This window comes from Citrobacter sp. Ce119 (assembly GCF_030334525.1).
Classification (GTDB): domain Bacteria; phylum Pseudomonadota; class Gammaproteobacteria; order Enterobacterales; family Enterobacteriaceae; genus Citrobacter; species Citrobacter europaeus.
Genome location: NZ_JAOWDR010000059.1, coordinates 611233 through 630917, shown reverse-complemented (window position 1 = coordinate 630917; position 19685 = coordinate 611233). Strand labels below are relative to the sequence as shown.

Here is a 19685-nt window from a genome sequence, read left to right as displayed (position 1 = left end):
AAAGTTTACTCGTAGTAGTTATAAATTCCCGCGGCCATCACCAGCTGTGACGCCACCTCGTGAGCTTTTTCGCGACTCACCAGCAGATCAATGATTTTTAAACCGAAATCGATTGAGGTTCCCGGTCCCTGGCTGGTTAACAGATTAACGCGCGGATCCCATACGACGCGCTTGTCCTGCCACTGGTCAGCGGGGATCTTGTCTTTCAGCGCCGGGAAGCCCGTCATATTTCCGATGGGGAAAATATCGTGTGGGACGAGGACTGTGGCGGCAGCGGCGCAAATTGCTGCGACAATGCGCCCGGAGCGATGAAACTGTTTCACGGTTTCGACCAGCAGAGGGCTGTCGCGAAAACACTCGGCGCCTTTAATTCCGCCCGGCAGCACGATGATATCGAAATCGCCGTCAGCAACTTCCACTAATGGCGCATCCGCCAGCAGCTTCACTCCGCGTGAACACACAATAGCCAGGCCGCCATCGCTGGCGACGCTTGCGGTCGTGACCTTAATCCCGCCGCGAACCAGCAGATCGATAGTGGTGACCGCTTCGGTTTCTTCACTACCAGGGGCGAGACATACCAGTGCTTGAGCGCTCATACTCACTTTCCTTTCTCTTAACCATTTCAAACAGGCGGGCATTTTCCGGGACGGCGATGCCGTGCGCGCGGGCGCGTTTTAACAAATAGCCGGTAATGTAATCGATCTCAGTATGGCGCAGCGCACGAATGTCTTGCAGCATCGATGAGATATTTTCCGCAGTACTGTCAATTACTTGCTCGACATAATAGCGTAAATCATCCGCTGATGTGTGGTGGCCTTCGCGTTCAATGACCGCTGCTACTTCCTCGCAGATGAGTGCTATTTTTTCTGGATGATGGCGTAACTCGCCGTTTGGGCAATCCCATAATGCGGTCAGCGGATTAATAACGCAGTTTACTGCCAGCTTGCGCCATAGCTCGGCGCGGATAGTGTTGTGCCAGGCGACGTCCGGCAGCACTTCTTGCAGGACTTCAGCCAGATAGCTGAAATCACCGTCTTGTTCACGCGCCGGACCAATCCTTGTAGTACCCTGAGCGACATGAATGATGACGTTCCCGTCACGGCGTGCCGCGTGGGTGGTGGTGCCCATCAGCAGAGGTTGCTTAATGTTATGCAGTTCTTCAATCGTCCCCATACCGTTGTGAATCAGCAGAATGGGAGTGGTTTCAGGCAGTATTGCGGCCAGGCCTTTTACCGCATCAGAAACCTGCCAGGCTTTCAGGGTGACCAGCAGCAGGTCGCTTTTCGCCAAAAAATCGGGGTCGTTTGCCGTCAGGGATTCATTAAAAACTGACCCATCCGTGTCGATCAGGTTAACGCTGCAATAGGGTTGCGGTACGCGTAGCCACCCCTGAACTTCATGTCCATGTTTGCACAGCGCGGTTAGCCAAAGCTGTCCTAACGCTCCACATCCCAGTACGGTAATTTTCATTCTTCCTCCTCACCTGCAACAGCACCAGGTGTTAATCCATATCGGCCGTACCCCATTATTGTTCGCAGGTGTCAGTACCACGTACAATTAAAGGATACAGCCTAGTATAGCGCTGTCTGTTGTGTAACTTTGCAGGTATTATGCTTCGCATCAAAAATGAAGGGAGAGGAAAAGATGCCATCTTTCGATATTGTTTCTGAAGTTGATCTTCAGGAAGCCCGTAACGCGGTAGATAACGCCAGCCGTGAAGTGGAATCACGCTTTGATTTTCGTGGCGTTGAAGCGACTTTTGAGCTGAATGAGTCAAATAAGACGATTAAGGTGCTGAGCGAGTCTGATTTTCAGGTCAACCAGTTGCTGGATATTTTACGTGCCAAGCTGTTGAAGCGCGGTATTGAAGGCACGTCGCTGGACGTACCAGAAACCTTCGTGCACAGCGGTAAAACCTGGTTTGTGGAAGCTAAGCTGAAGCAGGGCATTGAAAGCGCGGTGCAAAAGAAAATCGTTAAGCTGATTAAAGACAGCAAACTGAAGGTGCAGGCGCAGATTCAGGGCGAAGAAATTCGTGTGACCGGTAAGGCGCGTGACGATCTGCAATCCGTTATGGCGCTGGTTCGCGGTGGCGATCTCGGCCAGCCATTCCAGTTTAAGAACTTCCGCGATTAAGTCGTAATGCCTGATGGCGCTACGCTTATCAGGCCTACAGGTAGCACACGCTATTGGTAGGCCGGATAAGGTGATAGCCGCCATCCGGCAATCTTCACGCCTGGCTGATGGCCTGCTCAACCTCAAATCGATTCGTCACTTTGCTGTCGATTTTCACGTAGGCCGAGTGCTCTTTCGCGACAATTAACACTTCGCTTATCCCTTCTTTAGCCAGCAGACGCTGCTTCAGGGTGTCATCCGCAGCAATTTCAGGTGGGATTTCCACCCGCAGGCTGCTGACATACGGCGGCTCTTTCATTGTACTTGCCACCAATAACCACACTGCTGCCAGAAGCGCACCAGCCAGGAATACCGCCTGACCATCAAACATTTCGACTACCCAACCGCCGAGCGAACCGCCAATCGCCACGCCGATGAACTGGCTGGTGGAGTAAACGCCCATCGCCGTGCCTTTATAGCCAGCCGGAGATTCTTTACTGATAAGCGAGGGGAGGAGGGCTTCCATCAGGTTGAAGGCGAGGAAGAATATCTGAACGCCCGCAATCAGCCCCCAGAAACGAATGTTAGCGCTCCACAATACAATTTCTGCAATAAGAATCAGTAACACGCAGGCGAGGAACACGCGTTTCATCCGGCGCTTCACTTCGGCGTAAATGATGAACGGCACCACGGAAACAAAGGACAGCAGCATCGTCACCAGATAAATTTTCCAGTGTTCGGCGGCGGGGAAGCCTGCTTTCGCCAGTTGGCCCGGTAAGGCGACGAAGGTAGACATCAGCAAAATGTGCAGACACATGATGCCGAAGTTGAGCTTCAGCAGTTTAGGTTCCGCCAGCACTTTGCTGAAGCTGCCTTTTACCATGCCCGACTCGCGGTTCAGCACGTGGTTGGTACTGTTGGGAACGACCCAAATGGTTAGCACGATACCCGTGGTAGCAAGAGCGGCAATCATCCAGAACAGCGCGTTTAGCCCCAGCGCATGGGTAACGATCGGCCCCAGCACCATCGCAATGGCGAAAGTGATACCAAAGCTGACGCCGATAAACGCCATCGCTTTCGTTCGGTTTTGCTCACGGGTTAAGTCGGACAGCAGCGCCATTACGGCAGCAGCAATCGCGCCAGAACCTTGTAGGGCACGACCAAGAATAATGCCCCAGATTGAATCGGAGAGGGCGGCAATTATGCTGCCGAGAACGAATACCGCCAGTCCGCCGACGATAAGCGGCTTACGCCCGATGCGGTCAGAGAGCAGACCAAAGGGGATTTGGAAAACGGCTTGCGCCAGGCCATAAATACCGATAGCGAGTCCGATCAAGGCTTCGCTGGCACCCTGTAGCGCCATACCGTACGTGGTCAGAACCGGCAGGACCATAAACATGCCAAGCATGCGCAACGAAAATACGGTCCCTAAACCCCAGGTGGCGCGCAACTCACCGGGCGTCATTTTGTAATCGTTCATTCCCACCTCTGTATTAATTTCGCGCCTAGTGTAAAGCGGGGAAGGGGTGGGGTAAACCTCTACGATATGTGGAATTGTGTAGTGGGATAATTGAAATAATTGCCAACGCAACTAATTTACTTGTGATAATTACGGGTGTAGTCTTTTTGTGGTTGTTTCTAATGGAAAGAGGGAAAAGGAAAATGGCGATTCCAGGCAATATGTGGATTTATGACGATGGTGGCGCGCTGATAAAGGGCGGGTGTGATGTAAAGGGAAGAGAATACAGTATTGAATTTAAAGGTTTTCATCACAATCTGTCTATTCCAACAGATAATGCAACGGGTAAACCGACAGGCACACGCCAGCATTCACCGATGATGATCGTCAAAGAGTTTGACTACTCTAGCCCGTATTTATACAAAGCGGTCGCTTCTGGTCAGAATCTTAAGTCCGCAGAGATTCGTTGGTACAAAATTAATGATGCGGGTCAGGAAGTTGAATACTTCAATATGTTTCTGGAAGGCGTGCGGATTGTCTCCGTTTCTCCCACGATGGCTGGTCCAGAGGACATGAACAATAACCATCTTGAAACCATAGAATTACGCTACGAAAAAATCACCTGGAAGCATTGCGACGGGAACATTATCTATACCGACGCATGGAATGACCGGCAGACGGCATAATGGGTGATTGAATGGACACCACTGAAGAAGTGAATGGAACCTATTGGTATCATGGTCACAGCAATCTATCAGCTGGGGAATTGTATGATCTCATCTTTCTGGAACAGTTTTGTGATGAGTTAGGAATTGGCATTGAATCGGGAGCAGCTATTCTGGCTGGTCAGCCCTGGTTAAAGACAAGGCAAAAACCACGAGACGCGACTAAAGGAACAAGTGTTGCCTCAAAGTACGCAAGAATTATACTGAGAGATATGCGATTACCTTTTGGTCTCAGAGTTAAAACACCAGTTGGTTTTACCATGAAGAAAACTAACAAGGTTGCTGCTGTGATTGGGCGTTATTGCCCTTGGTTAGGATGGGTGGCGTTAACCAACGCTATTTACCAGATCTCACGGCGTACACAGAATAAATACAATCTGATTGCCCGCCCAAAAGATCGCATACAGTGGACATCTTTCTAATGAGCATACAAAATGAAGTGTTGAAGCTATTCAGGAAGGAGATACCTGGATACGACGATAAAGACGGAAATGAGATCCCATTAGAATTGGACACAGATTTATTCGATGAGCCACGAGACGACCTCTCAGATGCAGTAGAAGAGTTTCAGAAAGTATTCAATGTAGATTTATCGAATGTTGACTGGACCCGCTATTTTCCTTGGGAAAACACGCCTCTTCTGACTCGGTGGTTCAAAGCTAACCGGGAAGAAGTGGAAGCAACACGCATACCGTTAACCGTAAGGATGTTTGCTGAGTCGGCTGAAGCGGGGAAATGGCTTTTTGAGGTCTGGGATGATAAACAAAAAGACGAGACCTAATGCTCTCCAAACTGCTTAGTAATAAAAAAGGGTGCCGAAGCACCCTTTTCGTATCCGCAGATTTTACCAGACGTAAGTCAGCAGGTTCTGCGAGTTTGGCACCATAAAGTCGACGGACATCATCACGCTGAGCGCGGTAATGGCGATGATGGAGAAGCCGAACAGCTTGCGCGCCCAGACTCTGTCATCTTCCACTTTATAACCGCGCAGCGCCATGCCCAACCACCAGACGCTCACCGCCGCCGCAACAATCAGGTATTTATAACCTGCATAACCGCCCAAGGTTAGCATCAGCGTGGCGATAGCAAATGCCACGATATACAGCGTGATATGGTTCTTCGCGACCGAAATGCCTTTTACCACTGGCAGTACAGGGATGTTGGCAGCCTGATAATCCTTGAAGCGGAAAATCGCAATCGCGTAAGAGTGCGGCATTTGCCACAGGCTGAAGATAGCCAGCAGAATCAGCGCACCGCTATCGAACTCACCGGTTACGGCGCAGTAGCCAATCACCGGCGGCGCAGCGCCGGAGAGTGAGCCAATCAGCGTGCCATAAACGGAATGGCGCTTCATGTACAGGCTATAAACGCCCACATAGACCACGAAGCCCATTACCCCCAGCCAGCAGGCCAGAGGGTTCGCGCCAAACCACAGCAGCATAAAGCCAGCAATACCCAGCAGGGTGGCGTATACCAGCGAGACCGCAGGGGAAATCAGACCTTTAACCAGCACGCGGTTTTTGGTCCTCTCCATCTTCCTGTCGATATCCCTGTCGATGTAGTTGTTAAATACACAACCCGACGCCACAACCAGTGACACCCCAACCAGCGTGTAGATAAACAGGGGATAATCAATGCTGCCTTTCGAGGCCAGCAGGAATCCCCCAATCACCGAGATCAGGTTGCCAAAGATGATGCCTGGTTTCGTTACTTGCAGGTATTGCTTAAACATCATAATCGCCGCTCTTAGTGCATCATCATGTTGTAGTTAAGGTTCCACATAATCCAGATGGAGCCCACAACCAGGATGGCGATGATTAGCACAGTAAAGACAAAGGCCGTCATGTTCCAACCTTCATCAGATTTGCTATTCATGTGCAGGAAGCACACCAGGTGCACCAGAATCTGTACCACTGCCATTGCCAGAATAGTTCCCAGAATGACGGCCGGAGAGGCAGCACCCGTCATGACCATCCAGAACGGAATGACCGTCAGGATGATCGACAGGATAAAACCTGTCATGTAGGTTTTTACGCTGCCATGGGATGCGCCGCCGCTCTCGTTAGAATGACTCATTACATCGCCCCCATCAGATAAACAACAGTGAACACACAGATCCACACCACATCAAGGAAGTGCCAGAACAGACTCAGACACATGATGCGGGTGCGGTTAGTACTGGTCAGGCCGCGACGAGCAACTTGCACCATCAGCACCGCCATCCAGATAAGACCGGAGGTAACGTGCAGACCGTGCGTGCCGACCAGCGCGAAGAACGCAGACAGGAAGCCGCTGCGATCCGGGCCCATACCGTTAACAATCAGGTGATGGAATTCATAGAGTTCCATCCCGATGAATCCGGCACCGAACAAGAAGGTCAACGCCAGCCAGGAGATAACCTGGCTCTTGTTGTTCTTGTACATGGCAATCGCTGCCATGCCGTAAGTAATGGAGCTGAATAACAGCAGGAATGTTTCAACCAGAACGAACGGCAGTTCAAAAATGTCCTTACCTGTTGGGCCACCTGCGGTGCCGTTCACCAGAACGGCATAGGTTGCAAACAGAATAGAGAACAGAATGCAGTCGCTCATCAGGTAGATCCAGAATCCGAAGATCTTGGTCTGGCCTGCATCGTGGTGCCCGTGTTCGTGCGCGTGGGCAGTCGCGTGCGTTAAAGTATCAGTTGCCATTTTTCAGCCCTGCCTTAGTAATCTCATCGAAATGCTGGTTTTCCAGTTTTTCGACTTCCGGGACCGGCACGTAGTAATCCACGTCTTCATCAAAGCTTTTCACAATCCAGCTGATGATCATGCCTGCGAAGCTTGCAATCGCCAGCCACCAGATATGCCAGATCATGGCGAAACCAAACAGTGTTGCGAAGGCGGTAATGACGATACCGGCACCGCTGTTCTTCGGCATATGAATTTCTTCATAGTGCGCAGGCTGCTTGTACGCTTCACCTTTTTCTTTCATTTCCCAGAAGGCATCACGCTCGTGAACGTGCGGCACAACGGCAAAGTTATAGAACGGAGGCGGGGAAGAAGTTGCCCACTCCAGCGTACGACCACCCCATGGGTCACCGGTCAGGTCACGGTTCTGCTCGCGGTCGCGAATAGAAACGAAGATCTGAATCAGCTGGCACAGGATACCCAGTGCAATCAGCGCGGCACCGCAGGCGGCAACGACCAGCATCGGATGGAACTGCGGGTCAATCTGCTGGCTGAGGCGACGGGTCATACCCATGAAGCCCAGCACGTACAGCGGCATAAATGCCACGAAGAAGCCGATGATCCAGAACCAGAACGCGCGTTTACCCCAGGTTTCGTTCAGCGTGAAGCCAAACGCTTTTGGCCACCAGTAGGTCATACCAGCGAAGCATCCAAATACAACGCCGCCGATGATAACGTTATGGAAGTGCGCAATCAGGAACAGACTGTTGTGCAGTACGAAGTCCGCACCCGGCACCGCCAGCAGTACGCCGGTCATGCCGCCGACTGAGAAGGTGACGATAAAGCCAATCGTCCACAGCATCGCTGAGTGGAATACGATACGGCCCTGATACATGGTGAACAGCCAGTTGAAAATCTTCACCCCGGTCGGGATGGCGATAATCATGGTGGTAATACCGAAGAAGGCGTTTACGTTAGCGCCCGCACCCATGGTGAAGAAGTGGTGCAGCCAAACAACGAACGACAAAACGGTGATACACACGGTTGCCCACACCAGTGAGGTGTAGCCAAACAGACGTTTACGCGAGAAGGTTGCAGCGATTTCGGAGAATACACCGAACACCGGCAGAACCAGAATGTACACTTCCGGATGGCCCCAGGCCCAAATCAGGTTGATGTACATCATCATGTTGCCGCCCATATCGTTGGTAAAGAAATGGGTACCCAGATAGCGATCCAGGGTCAGCAACGCGACGGTAACCGTCAGGATTGGGAAAGAAGCGATAATCAGGATGTTCGCACACAGAGATGCCCAGCTAAATACCGGCATCTTGAACATGGTCATTCCTGGCGCACGCATCTTAATGATGGTCACAAAGAAGTTGATACCGGTCAGAGTGGTACCAATACCTGACAACTGAACTGCCCATATCCAATAATCGACCCCGACGCTTGGACTGTACTCTATTCCCGAGAGCGGCGGGTACGCCAGCCAACCGGTCTGTGCGAACTCTCCCACGCCCAGAGACAGGTTAACCAGGATTACGCCGACAACGGTGAACCAGAAGCTCAGGTTGTTCAGGAACGGGAACGCAACGTCACGAGCGCCGATCTGCAGCGGAACCACCAGGTTCATCAGACCGATAACAAATGGCATTGCCACGAAGAAGATCATAATCACGCCGTGAGCCGTGAAGATCTGATCGTAGTGGTGAGGTGGCAGGAAGCCCGCTTCACCTGCAGAAGCCAGCGCTTGCTGGCTACGCATCATGATGGCGTCGGCAAAGCCACGAATCAACATGACGATTGCAACGATGACATACATGATGCCAAGGCGTTTGTGGTCAACAGAAGTCAGCCACTCTTTCCATAGATAGGTCCACTTACCGAAGTAAGTGATTAGGCCCAGTAAGGCCGCACCACCGATGATTATTGCAGCGATCGTAACCATGACAATGGGTTCATGGAACGGCACTGCATCCAGCGTCAATTTTCCGAACATCGTATTCTTCCTCAACCCTTGGAGTGGGCGGATTCCGCGTGGCTCATGTCCATGCCTTCGTGTGCGCTGTGCTCACCTTCGGGTTGGGTCATGTCCATGCTCTTACCGTGAGCCATAAATTTGTTAATAACGTCTTTAAACAAATCGGGTTTCACGTTGGAGAAGTATTCCACCTGGTTGTATTCACTTGGCACAGCCACTTTCTCGAACGCTGCCATGTCGCTCATGGTGTTCGTGGACTGTTTAGCTTTAGCAACCCATTGGTCGAATTCGGCGCGGTCCTTTGTTGCGATAGCCTTGAACTTCATACCGGAGAAGCCAGGTCCGCTATAGCTTGCGGAGATACCATCATAAGTACCGGCTTCGTTGGCGATCAGATGCAGTCGAGTCTGCATACCGGCCATGGCATAAATCTGGCTACCCAGACGCGGGATAAAGAAGGAGTTCATCACGGAGTTGGACGTCACTTTGAACTCAACCGGAGTATTCGCCGGGAAGGCGATTTCATTCACGGTAGCGATACCCTGTTCCGGATAGATGAAGAACCATTTCCAGTCCATGGAAACCACTTCGATGGTAATGGGCTTCTCGTCATGCGCCAGCGGTTTGCTTGGCTCAAGAGCGTGAGTGGTTTTCCAGGTCAGTACGGCAAGGAAAATAATGATTAAGATCGGCACCGTCCAGACCACAGCTTCCACTTTATTGGAGTGTGACCAGTTCGGGCTGTACTTCGCATCTTTATTGCTTGCACGATACTTCCAGGCAAAACCAACAGCCATCAAGATGGCGGGAATAACGACAATCAACATCAGGCCAAATGCCGTCAGTATCAATGAACGTTGTTCCAGTCCAATCTGTCCTTTAGGGTCAAGCAGCGCAGAATTACAGCCACTGAGTAACGCAGTGCCTGCAATTAATGACAACCATCCCAAACTTTTATTGTATTTCCTGAGTCTCATTTAACGACCTCAATTCCACGGGACCGGGTGGCGTTTAAAGTGTGAGGTCATTTTACGGGAAGGTTACATTACTGTAAACATCCTTGGATCTGTGTTACTGGGTTCTGCCGCGCATGTCACATATGTTGCAATATATGTCGCTTTGGCTTTAAGAACCTGTTGCAACATCACGTTATAACGAAAGCGGGCAGGCGAGGGACTTGCTGAGGGCAATTGGTATAACCAATACGAAAATAAAACAATTGTTTAACAATTGATTATCAATAAAAAGACAATTAAAGAACAAAAAATAAATCTGTAGTGGCTGAATCGAGTAAGGAAAATAGTATATATAAAAGGCGTCAATAATTTCCAAATTCTTTGGCGCACAAAATAACAAATTATATTTTTAGCGATTGTTGTTTATTTAGCCGTTATAATTACGCAAGGTGATTACAACGGCGATATTAATGCGGATTGTTACGCCAGACGGGTTTTGCGCAGTGCCAGATAATCCAGCAATCCACCAAAAACGACTCCACAGACCGCGACCACCACTGAGACTTCAAGCAGTTCCGGCAGGAAGGAGAAGTTGGTGTAATCCAGTGCGTTCATAGTTAACAGCAGTAGCCAAGCCAGCAGTAAGCAGCAGCCCGCTACCAACGTCATTAATGCCAGGCTGTACGCCCCACGAAATTCCGTGCGTGGAATAAAGCTTTCATTTTTCCAGCTATGCTCCAGCGTCTGACGACAAACCAGCAGCAGTATGAGGCCGGGGATCGCGGCAAACACGGAGAACAAATAAAACGTTGGCCAACCGTGCGCTTCGACAAACCAACCCGCTACCGGGCCAACGTAAACGCGACCAACCGCTGAAAGCGCGGAGAGCAGGGCGAACTGAGTCGCTGAGAAGGACTTATTGCACAGCGTCATTAATAAGGCGACAAACGCTGCCGTGCCCATTCCACCGCACAGGTTTTCAAAGAAGACGGCGGCCGCCATACTGAACATGTGTTTGTCAGTGATGGATAGTAACCAATAACCCGCATTCGACGCCCCCTGCAGGATGCCGAAAATCAGCAAGGCGCGAAACAGCGAAAGGCGCTGCATCAGGATCCCGCCGTACAGCGCGCCAACGATGGTGGCCAGCAGCCCGAGCGTTTTATTCACCACGCCAACTTCACCCGCATCAAACCCAACGCCGCGAATTAAAAAGGTGGTGGTCAGGCTCATGGCGAAAGCATCCCCAAGCTTATACAGCACAATCAGCAGCAGGATCAGCCAGGCGTTGTTACGACCAAAGAAGTCGCGCAGCGGGGCGACTACCGCCTGCTCCAGCGTTTTGGGCACCGGAATGGCATCAGTCGGTTCGGGGGCCAACAGGGTCGCGATGATACAAGGTATCAGTAGTGCTGCCATCAGCCAGTACATGCCCTGCCAGCCCAGCCAGCGATCGGCCATCCACAGGGCCAGCCCACCGGAAACCAGCATCCCTAAGCGATAGCCCAGCACGCTGATAGCCGCACCGGTGCCGCGTTCTTCGGCGGGCAACACGTCGGTTTTCCAGGCATCAAAGACGATGTCCTGCGATGCTGAGCAAAACGCGATCACCACCGCAAGCGCGGCCATCCAGCGCAGCTGCGTACCAGGTTCCAGAAAACCCATCGCGGCGATAGAAATCAGTAACAGTACCTGGGTTGCCAGCAGCCAACCCCGGCGTCGACCTAAAAACGGCGGAGTGTAGCGGTCCATTAGCGGGGACCAGAGGAACTTAAACACGTAGGCCTGGCCGACCAGAGAAAAGAATCCAATGGTTTTAAGATCGATATTCTCGACCGTCATCCACGCCTGAAGCGTACCCGAGGTCAGAGCGAGCGGTAAACCGGAGGCGAATCCCAGTATGAGCAGGATAGCTGAACGTGGTTGCTGAAAAATACGTAAGTAATGACTGGACATGGGCTTCTATAGGCCCGACGAGCGCCGGGCCATATGGGCAGAAATTAACGAGCGTTCTGCTTGATGAAATCGTGAACGCTGGTGTCCTGAGACATATCAGCGATGGTGTCGGTCAGTACGCTGTTAACGGCGTCAGCGATATTTTTGTTAGAGGCCTGCAGTGCGCCCTCAACAGAATAGCTTGCGCGGTAGTTTTTGGTCATCTTGTTGCCGTTAGCGGCGGTCGCGATGATGGCGATGTCTGCCTTGGTGGCGATGTTGTAACGCACGCTACCCTGAGACACGTCAGCATACAGTTGGCTAACAATAATTTGCAGGTTGACTGCACCGTTTGGCCCAATCATATAACCGCGTGCGGTCATCTGTTTTTCCAGTACTTCTTGCAGCAGGAAGCGCAGATCGCGAGACGCGGTCAGGGTAACCAACTGGTTGTCACGGGTGACTTTTGCCAGCGCCTGATCCTGACGCTGGTCGGCACCGTTGATGCTAACGGTCACGCCCATCAGGCTTGGGTCCTGCTGCGGCAGAGTGATTTTTGGGGAAACTTCAATAGTGGTCGGCGGCGTTGCGCATCCAGCTAACATAAACAGCGCGACAAACGGGACGAGGATTTTTTTAAACATGCCAGGGCTCTCAGCGAATCTAAATTGTATGGTTGGAGAAAATTCCCGCCATCATAACATCGCCAACGATGAGGGGAAGTGGGTAACGCATGTAAATTCATTGTGTTGTCCGTTTTATGACTTTGTGGAGACCATAAACGGACTTTTTGCAATAAATCGAAGGGTAGATTCAGTGAACTTCATCCGTTTGGCTGAGAAAATCAGACAAGGGCTAATTTTTTGTTGCTAAGGTGTAATGAAAACGGTAAAAGCGGCTAGTATTTAAAGGGATGGGTGACATCTCAGCGTTGTCGGAGGAAAAATTTCATGATGATTCGTGAGCAAATAGAAGAAAAATTAAGGGCAGCGTTCGAACCCGTATTCCTCGAAGTTGTGGATGAAAGCTATCGTCACAATGTCCCGGCTGGTTCTGAAAGCCACTTTAAGGTTGTGCTGGTTAGCGATCGCTTTACAGGTGAACGTTTTCTTAATCGTCATCGGATGATTTACAGCACATTAACGGCGGAGCTTTCCACAACCGTTCATGCGCTTGCCCTGCATACCTATACCATTAAGGAGTGGGAAGCGTTGCAGGATACGATTTTTGCATCGCCTCCGTGTCGTGGGGCGGGAAGCATCGCGTAAAAACGGATTTGCAACAACCGACGCTTTTCCAGTATGTTGCTACAGATTATGTGAAAACGGCCTGCGGGCCGTTTTGTTTTGTCTGAATTCTGGGGCGCTCGTACAGTATTCAGACAAAAATTAGCCGGGAATTGTGAAAAAAGCCGCAGCAACGCGCGATAACCGTTCTCGACTCATAAAAGTGATGCCGCTATAATGCGCGTCTTATTTTTCGGAATGTCTTCGGGATGATTCTGACGACAGGGAATGTGATTGCTTATGAGAACATCCCAGTTCCGCGAAGCCAACAACCTGTGCTTGCGGAGAAGAGTTGACCGAGCACTGTGATTTTTTGAGGTAACAAGATGCAAGTTTCAGTTGAAACCACTCAAGGCCTTGGCCGCCGTGTAACGATTACTATCGCTGCTGACAGCATCGAGACCGCTGTGAAAAGCGAGCTGGTCAACGTAGCGAAGAAAGTGCGTATTGACGGTTTCCGCAAAGGAAAAGTACCGATGAATGTTGTTGCTCAGCGTTATGGCGCATCTGTTCGCCAGGACGTTCTGGGTGACCTGATGAGCCGCAACTTCGTTGACGCGATCATCAAAGAAAAAATCAATCCGGCTGGCGCACCGAACTACGTTCCGGGCGAATACAAACTGGGTGAAGATTTTACTTACGCGGTAGAGTTCGAAGTTTACCCGGAAGTTGAGCTGACTGGCCTGGAAGCAATCGAAGTTGAAAAACCGGTTGTTGAAGTCACCGACGCTGACGTTGACGTGATGCTGGATACCCTGCGTAAGCAGCAGGCTACCTGGAAAGACAAAGACGGCGCTGCTGATGCAGAAGACCGTGTAACCATCGACTTCACCGGTTCTGTAGACGGCGAAGAGTTCGAAGGCGGCAAAGCGTCTGACTTCGTACTGGCGATGGGCCAGGGTCGTATGATCCCGGGCTTTGAAGAAGGCGTTAAAGGCCACAAAGCTGGCGAAGAGTTCACTATCGACGTGACTTTCCCAGAAGAGTACCACGCTGAAAACCTGAAAGGTAAAGCCGCTAAGTTCGTTATCAACCTGAAGAAAGTTGAAGAACGCGAGCTGCCGGAACTGACTGAAGAATTCATCAAACGTTTCGGCGTTGAAGATGGTTCCGTAGCAGGTCTGCGCGCTGAAGTACGCAAAAACATGGAACGCGAGCTGAAAGGCGCTGTGCGTAACCGCGTTAAGTCTCAGGCGATCGAAGGTCTGGTAAAAGCTAACGACATCGACGTTCCGGCTGCTCTGATCGACAGCGAAATCGACGTTCTGCGTCGTCAGGCTGCACAGCGTTTCGGCGGCAACGAGAAACAAGCTCTGGAACTGCCGCGTGAACTGTTCGAAGAACAGGCTAAGCGTCGCGTAGTTGTCGGTCTGCTGCTGGGCGAAGTGATTCGCACCAACGAGCTGAAAGCTGATGAAGATCGCGTTAAAGGCCTGATCGAAGAGATGGCTTCTGCTTACGAAGATCCGAAAGAAGTTGTTGAGTTCTACAGCAAAAATAAAGAGCTGATGGACAATATGCGTAACGTCGCTCTGGAAGAGCAGGCTGTTGAAGCCGTTCTGGCGAAAGCGAAAGTGACTGAAAAAGCCACTTCCTTCAATGAGCTGATGAACCAGCAGGCGTAATTCGTCGCTTTTTTAGCTCGAATTTCGTACGCAAGCCCGTCACCTTTTGGTGGCGGGTTTTTTTTTGTCACGCATTTTGCATGGGAAGAGTGCGAAAACAGCGTTTCAGTGTTAGCGTTACAACAAAAGATTGTTATGCTTGAATTATGGCGATGTCGTACCCATTACTGAGGGACTAGCTGATAATCCGTCCATAAGGTTACAATCAGCACAGCAGGTTTTTTCAAATTTTATCCAGGAGACGGAAATGTCATACAGCGGCGAACGAGATAACTTTGCACCCCATATGGCGCTGGTGCCGATGGTCATTGAACAGACCTCACGTGGTGAGCGCTCTTTTGATATCTATTCTCGTCTACTTAAGGAACGCGTCATTTTTCTGACCGGCCAGGTCGAAGACCATATGGCTAACCTGATCGTGGCGCAGATGCTGTTCCTGGAAGCAGAAAACCCAGAAAAAGATATCTACCTGTACATCAACTCCCCTGGTGGAGTGATCACTGCCGGGATGTCTATCTATGACACCATGCAGTTTATTAAGCCGGACGTCAGCACCATTTGTATGGGCCAGGCGGCCTCAATGGGCGCGTTCCTGCTGACTGCCGGGGCGAAAGGTAAACGTTTTTGCCTGCCTAACTCTCGCGTCATGATCCACCAGCCTCTGGGCGGTTACCAGGGCCAGGCAACGGATATTGAAATTCATGCCCGTGAAATCCTGAAGGTAAAAGGGCGCATGAACGAACTTATGGCGCATCATACGGGTCAATCTCTTGAGCAGATTGAACGTGATACCGAGCGCGATCGCTTCCTCTCCGCTTCTGAAGCGGTAGAGTACGGTCTGGTCGACTCGATTTTGACCCATCGTAATTAATGCCCAGCGCGCAGGTGTGCCGCTATAATTACCTGGAGCGGCACAACGCTGACTAGCGTCTTGCGCCTGAGAATGGCATTTGCGTCGTCGTGTGCGGCACAAAGAACAAAGAAGAGGTTTTGACCCATGACAGATAAACGCAAAGATGGCTCGGGCAAATTGTTGTACTGCTCTTTTTGCGGCAAAAGCCAGCATGAAGTGCGTAAGCTGATTGCCGGACCATCCGTGTATATCTGCGACGAATGTGTTGATTTATGTAACGACATCATTCGCGAAGAGATTAAGGAAGTAGCACCGCACCGTGAACGCAGTGCGCTGCCGACGCCACATGAAATTCGCAACCACCTGGACGATTACGTTATCGGTCAGGAGCAGGCGAAGAAAGTGCTGGCGGTCGCGGTATACAACCATTACAAACGTCTGCGCAACGGCGACACCAGCAATGGCGTCGAGTTGGGCAAAAGTAACATCCTGCTGATTGGCCCGACGGGTTCCGGTAAAACGCTGCTGGCTGAAACGCTGGCGCGCCTGCTGGACGTTCCGTTCACGATGGCCGACGCCACCACGCTGACCGAAGCCGGTTATGTGGGTGAAGATGTTGAAAATATTATTCAGAAGCTGCTGCAGAAATGCGATTACGATGTGCAGAAAGCACAGCGCGGGATCGTCTATATCGATGAAATTGACAAGATTTCTCGTAAGTCCGATAACCCGTCCATTACCCGTGACGTTTCCGGCGAAGGCGTACAGCAGGCGCTGTTGAAACTGATCGAAGGTACGGTTGCTGCCGTTCCGCCGCAGGGTGGTCGTAAACATCCTCAACAGGAATTCCTGCAGGTTGACACCTCTAAGATCCTGTTTATCTGTGGCGGTGCCTTTGCCGGTCTGGATAAAGTGATTGCTAACCGTGTTGAAACCGGCTCCGGCATTGGTTTTGGCGCAACGGTAAAAGCGCAGTCTGACAAAGCCAGCGAAGGTGAACTGCTGTCGCAGGTAGAACCAGAAGATCTGATCAAATTTGGTCTGATCCCTGAGTTCATCGGTCGTCTGCCGGTTGTCGCGACGCTGAGCGAGTTGAGCGAAGAAGCATTGATTCAGATCCTCAAAGAGCCGAAAAACGCCCTGACCAAGCAGTACCAGGCGCTGTTCAATCTTGAAGGTGTCGATCTGGAGTTCCGTGAGGAAGCGCTGGATGCGATCGCCAAGAAAGCGATGGCGCGTAAAACTGGTGCTCGTGGTCTGCGTTCAATCGTCGAAGCCGCGCTGCTCGACACCATGTACGATCTGCCGTCTATGGAAGACGTCGAAAAAGTGGTGATCGATGAGTCGGTGATTGGCGGTCAGAGCAAGCCATTGCTTATTTACGGTAAGCCGGAAGCGCAGCAGGCATCTGGCGAATAATTCATCAATTCATACAGACATTTAATTAAAAAGGGGGGATTTTATCTCCCCTTTTATTTTTCCGTAAACATGGCGTTGAATGTGTGGGAAACATCCCCATATACTGACATACATGTTAAAGGTGGTGTGGAGCACAGTCGTACCACCTGATTACCTGGCGGAAACTAAACTAAGAGAGAGCTCTATGAATCCTGAGCGTTCTGAACGCATTGAAATCCCCGTATTGCCGTTGCGCGATGTGGTGGTTTATCCGCACATGGTCATACCCTTATTTGTAGGGCGGGAAAAATCTATCCGTTGTCTGGAAGCGGCTATGGACCATGATAAAAAAATCATGCTGGTCGCACAGAAAGAAGCGTCAACGGATGAGCCGGGTGTAAACGATCTTTTCACCGTCGGGACCGTGGCCTCTATTCTGCAGATGCTGAAACTGCCTGACGGCACCGTAAAAGTGCTGGTCGAGGGGTTACAGCGCGCGCGTATTTCTGCGCTGTCTGACAACGGCGAGCATTTCTCTGCGAAAGCGGAGTACCTTGACTCGCCAGCCATTGATGAGCGCGAACAGGAAGTGCTGGTGCGTACCGCTATCAGCCAGTTCGAAGGCTATATCAAGCTGAACAAGAAAATCCCACCAGAAGTGCTGACGTCGCTGAACAGCATTGACGATCCTGCACGTCTGGCGGACACCATCGCTGCACACATGCCGCTGAAACTGGCTGACAAGCAGTCCGTGCTGGAGATGTCCGACGTTAACGAACGTCTGGAATATCTGATGGCGATGATGGAGTCTGAAATTGATCTGCTGCAGGTTGAGAAACGCATTCGCAACCGCGTGAAAAAGCAGATGGAAAAATCCCAGCGTGAGTACTATCTGAACGAGCAGATGAAAGCCATTCAGAAAGAGCTCGGCGAGATGGACGATGCGCCGGACGAAAACGAAGCGTTGAAGCGTAAAATCGACGCGGCGAAAATGCCGAAAGAGGCAAAAGAGAAAGCGGAAGCAGAACTGCAGAAGCTGAAAATGATGTCTCCGATGTCCGCGGAAGCGACCGTAGTGCGTGGCTACATCGACTGGATGGTTCAGGTACCGTGGAATGCGCGTAGCAAGGTCAAAAAAGACCTGCGTCAGGCGCAGGAAATCCTCGATACTGACCACTACGGTCTGGAACGCGTCAAAGATCGTATCCTTGAGTATCTCGCGGTTCAAAGCCGTGTGAACAAAATCAAGGGACCGATCCTGTGCCTGGTTGGGCCGCCGGGGGTAGGTAAAACTTCTCTGGGACAGTCCATCGCTAAAGCCACCGGACGTAAATATATTCGTATGGCGCTGGGCGGCGTGCGTGATGAAGCTGAAATTCGCGGTCACCGCCGGACCTATATTGGCTCTATGCCGGGTAAACTGATCCAGAAAATGGCTAAAGTGGGCGTTAAAAACCCGCTGTTCCTGCTCGATGAGATCGACAAAATGTCTTCTGACATGCGTGGCGATCCGGCTTCCGCACTGCTTGAGGTGCTGGATCCAGAGCAGAACGTGGCGTTCAGCGATCACTACCTTGAAGTGGACTACGACCTCAGCGACGTGATGTTCGTTGCGACCTCTAACTCCATGAATATTCCAGCGCCGTTGCTGGATCGTATGGAAGTGATCCGTCTGTCCGGTTATACCGAAGACGAGAAGCTGAACATTGCTAAACGTCACCTGTTGCCGAAACAGATTGAGCGTAATGCGCTGAAAAAAGGAGAGCTAACGGTCGACGATAGCGCCATTGTGGGCATTATTCGTTACTACACCCGTGAAGCCGGCGTGCGTAGTCTGGAGCGCGAAATCTCCAAATTGTGCCGTAAAGCGGTGAAACAGCTGCTGCTCGACAAGTCGCTGAAACACATCGTGATCAATGGTGATAACCTGCACGATTACCTGGGCGTTCAACGCTTTGACTATGGCCGCGCGGACAACGAAAACCGCGTTGGTCAGGTAACGGGTCTGGCGTGGACGGAAGTGGGCGGCGATCTACTGACTATCGAAACCGCCTGCGTACCGGGTAAAGGTAAGCTGACCTACACCGGTTCGCTGGGTGAAGTCATGCAGGAATCCATTCAGGCAGCACTGACCGTGGTGCGGGCGCGTGCGGAAAAACTGGGTATTAATCCGGACTTTTACGAAAAACGCGACATCCACGTTCACGTACCTGAAGGGGCGACGCCGAAAGATGGTCCAAGTGCGGGTATTGCCATGTGTACCGCGCTGGTGTCTTGTCTGACCGGTAACCCGGTACGCGCCGACGTGGCGATGACCGGCGAGATCACCCTGCGTGGTCAGGTTCTGCCTATTGGTGGTTTGAAAGAAAAACTGCTGGCGGCACACCGTGGTGGTATTAAAACGGTCTTAATTCCAGACGAAAACAAACGTGACCTGGAAGAGATTCCGGACAACGTGATTGCCGATCTGGACATCCATCCGGTGAAACGCATTGAGGAGGTTCTGACGCTTGCGTTGCAAAATGAGCCCTCCGGAATGCAGGTTGTGACCGCAAAATAGTGACCTCGCGCAAAGAGCACTAATAAAAACAGGGCTGGCAGGCCATTTCGGACTTGCCAGCCTTTTTTTGTATAGCTAATTTAGATGACGGATTGGGCTTGCCATCATTAACGGGTGTTG

Annotated in this window: 19 protein-coding genes; 9 read left to right on the top strand and 10 right to left on the bottom strand. The window is 51.2% G+C overall.

The genetic code is table 11. The features are described from left to right. Nucleotides 1-5: 5 nt before the first annotated feature. Both yajL and panE read right to left on the bottom strand, forming a co-directional pair. Nucleotides 6-596 carry a protein deglycase YajL gene (yajL, locus tag OGV80_RS19985; RefSeq protein WP_043015393.1) on the bottom strand — a complete coding sequence of 197 codons (591 nt, stop codon included), beginning with the start codon at nucleotides 594-596 and terminating at the stop codon, nucleotides 6-8. Continuing rightward, nucleotides 559-1470 carry a 2-dehydropantoate 2-reductase gene (gene panE / locus OGV80_RS19980; protein ID WP_043015394.1) on the bottom strand — a complete coding sequence of 304 codons (912 nt, stop codon included), beginning with the start codon at nucleotides 1468-1470 and terminating at the stop codon, nucleotides 559-561. The genes yajL and panE overlap by 38 nt, the downstream gene beginning before the upstream one ends. Nucleotides 1471-1644: 174 nt before the next feature. Here panE and OGV80_RS19975 point away from each other — a divergent pair, with 174 nt between their 5' ends. Continuing rightward, complete coding sequence (locus tag OGV80_RS19975) at nucleotides 1645-2136, top strand: YajQ family cyclic di-GMP-binding protein (RefSeq protein ID WP_003831002.1); 492 nt, start codon at nucleotides 1645-1647, stop codon at nucleotides 2134-2136. 94 nt (nucleotides 2137-2230) lie between these two features. Here OGV80_RS19975 and OGV80_RS19970 read toward each other — a convergent pair whose 3' ends face one another. Then, complete coding sequence (locus OGV80_RS19970) at nucleotides 2231-3595, bottom strand: MFS transporter (RefSeq protein WP_087053081.1); 1365 nt, start codon at nucleotides 3593-3595, stop codon at nucleotides 2231-2233. A 182-nt stretch (nucleotides 3596-3777) separates the two neighbouring features. Here OGV80_RS19970 and OGV80_RS19965 point away from each other — a divergent pair, with 182 nt between their 5' ends. The 3 genes from OGV80_RS19965 to OGV80_RS19955 are packed head-to-tail and all read left to right on the top strand — an operon-like array spanning nucleotide 3778 to nucleotide 5080. Beyond that, the gene (locus OGV80_RS19965) at nucleotides 3778-4260 is read left to right on the top strand and encodes an Hcp family type VI secretion system effector (RefSeq protein WP_071445873.1); all 483 of its coding nucleotides are present in this window, start codon (nucleotides 3778-3780) and stop codon (nucleotides 4258-4260) included. A gap of 11 nt (nucleotides 4261-4271) precedes the next feature. After that, nucleotides 4272-4721, top strand: a complete 450-nt coding sequence (locus tag OGV80_RS19960) for an STM2901 family protein (RefSeq protein ID WP_087053080.1) — start codon at nucleotides 4272-4274, stop codon at nucleotides 4719-4721. After that, nucleotides 4706-5080: a DUF1493 family protein gene (locus OGV80_RS19955; protein ID WP_087053079.1), complete on the top strand. Its 375-nt coding sequence runs from the start codon at nucleotides 4706-4708 to the stop codon at nucleotides 5078-5080. Before OGV80_RS19960 ends, OGV80_RS19955 begins: the two co-directional genes overlap by 16 nt. A 63-nt stretch (nucleotides 5081-5143) precedes the next feature. Here OGV80_RS19955 and cyoE read toward each other — a convergent pair whose 3' ends face one another. The 7 genes from cyoE to OGV80_RS19920 all read right to left on the bottom strand — a co-directional run bounded on the left by cyoE (nucleotide 5144) and on the right by OGV80_RS19920 (nucleotide 12487). Continuing rightward, nucleotides 5144-6034 carry a heme o synthase gene (gene cyoE / locus OGV80_RS19950; protein ID WP_003831005.1) on the bottom strand — a complete coding sequence of 297 codons (891 nt, stop codon included), beginning with the start codon at nucleotides 6032-6034 and terminating at the stop codon, nucleotides 5144-5146. Nucleotides 6035-6045: 11 nt separating this feature from the next. Further along, nucleotides 6046-6375 (bottom strand): cytochrome o ubiquinol oxidase subunit IV, encoded by a 330-nt coding sequence (locus tag OGV80_RS19945; protein WP_087053078.1) that lies wholly within the window; start codon nucleotides 6373-6375, stop codon nucleotides 6046-6048. After that, nucleotides 6375-6989 (bottom strand): cytochrome o ubiquinol oxidase subunit III, encoded by a 615-nt coding sequence (locus OGV80_RS19940; protein ID WP_003021608.1) that lies wholly within the window; start codon nucleotides 6987-6989, stop codon nucleotides 6375-6377. The genes OGV80_RS19945 and OGV80_RS19940 overlap by 1 nt, the downstream gene beginning before the upstream one ends. Then, nucleotides 6979-8970 (bottom strand): cytochrome o ubiquinol oxidase subunit I, encoded by a 1992-nt coding sequence (gene cyoB, locus OGV80_RS19935; RefSeq protein WP_003831008.1) that lies wholly within the window; start codon nucleotides 8968-8970, stop codon nucleotides 6979-6981. The genes OGV80_RS19940 and cyoB overlap by 11 nt, the downstream gene beginning before the upstream one ends. Nucleotides 8971-8981: 11 nt before the next feature. Next, nucleotides 8982-9929 carry a cytochrome o ubiquinol oxidase subunit II gene (gene cyoA, locus OGV80_RS19930; protein WP_047413039.1) on the bottom strand — a complete coding sequence of 316 codons (948 nt, stop codon included), beginning with the start codon at nucleotides 9927-9929 and terminating at the stop codon, nucleotides 8982-8984. Nucleotides 9930-10388: 459 nt separating this feature from the next. Next, nucleotides 10389-11864 carry a muropeptide MFS transporter AmpG gene (ampG, locus tag OGV80_RS19925; protein WP_087053076.1) on the bottom strand — a complete coding sequence of 492 codons (1476 nt, stop codon included), beginning with the start codon at nucleotides 11862-11864 and terminating at the stop codon, nucleotides 10389-10391. A gap of 44 nt (nucleotides 11865-11908) precedes the next feature. After that, the gene (locus OGV80_RS19920; RefSeq protein ID WP_016152050.1) at nucleotides 11909-12487 is read right to left on the bottom strand and encodes a lipoprotein; all 579 of its coding nucleotides are present in this window, start codon (nucleotides 12485-12487) and stop codon (nucleotides 11909-11911) included. A gap of 306 nt (nucleotides 12488-12793) precedes the next feature. On the opposite strand from OGV80_RS19920, the gene bolA reads away from it, so the two are divergent. From bolA to lon, 5 genes are all read left to right on the top strand, one after another. Continuing rightward, nucleotides 12794-13111 carry a transcriptional regulator BolA gene (gene bolA / locus OGV80_RS19915; RefSeq protein ID WP_003021619.1) on the top strand — a complete coding sequence of 106 codons (318 nt, stop codon included), beginning with the start codon at nucleotides 12794-12796 and terminating at the stop codon, nucleotides 13109-13111. A gap of 344 nt (nucleotides 13112-13455) precedes the next feature. Then, on the top strand, nucleotides 13456-14754 hold the full coding sequence (tig, locus tag OGV80_RS19910; protein ID WP_003021622.1) for a trigger factor: 1299 nt from the start codon (nucleotides 13456-13458) through the stop codon (nucleotides 14752-14754). Nucleotides 14755-15001: 247 nt separating this feature from the next. Continuing rightward, nucleotides 15002-15625 (top strand): ATP-dependent Clp endopeptidase proteolytic subunit ClpP, encoded by a 624-nt coding sequence (gene clpP / locus OGV80_RS19905; protein WP_003021624.1) that lies wholly within the window; start codon nucleotides 15002-15004, stop codon nucleotides 15623-15625. A gap of 126 nt (nucleotides 15626-15751) precedes the next feature. Beyond that, the gene (gene clpX, locus OGV80_RS19900; protein ID WP_003831013.1) at nucleotides 15752-17026 is read left to right on the top strand and encodes an ATP-dependent protease ATP-binding subunit ClpX; all 1275 of its coding nucleotides are present in this window, start codon (nucleotides 15752-15754) and stop codon (nucleotides 17024-17026) included. 184 nt (nucleotides 17027-17210) lie between these two features. Next, a complete protein-coding gene (lon, locus tag OGV80_RS19895) occupies nucleotides 17211-19565 on the top strand; it encodes an endopeptidase La (RefSeq protein ID WP_038638272.1) in 2355 nt (784 codons plus the stop codon). Nucleotides 19566-19685 lie beyond the last annotated feature (120 nt).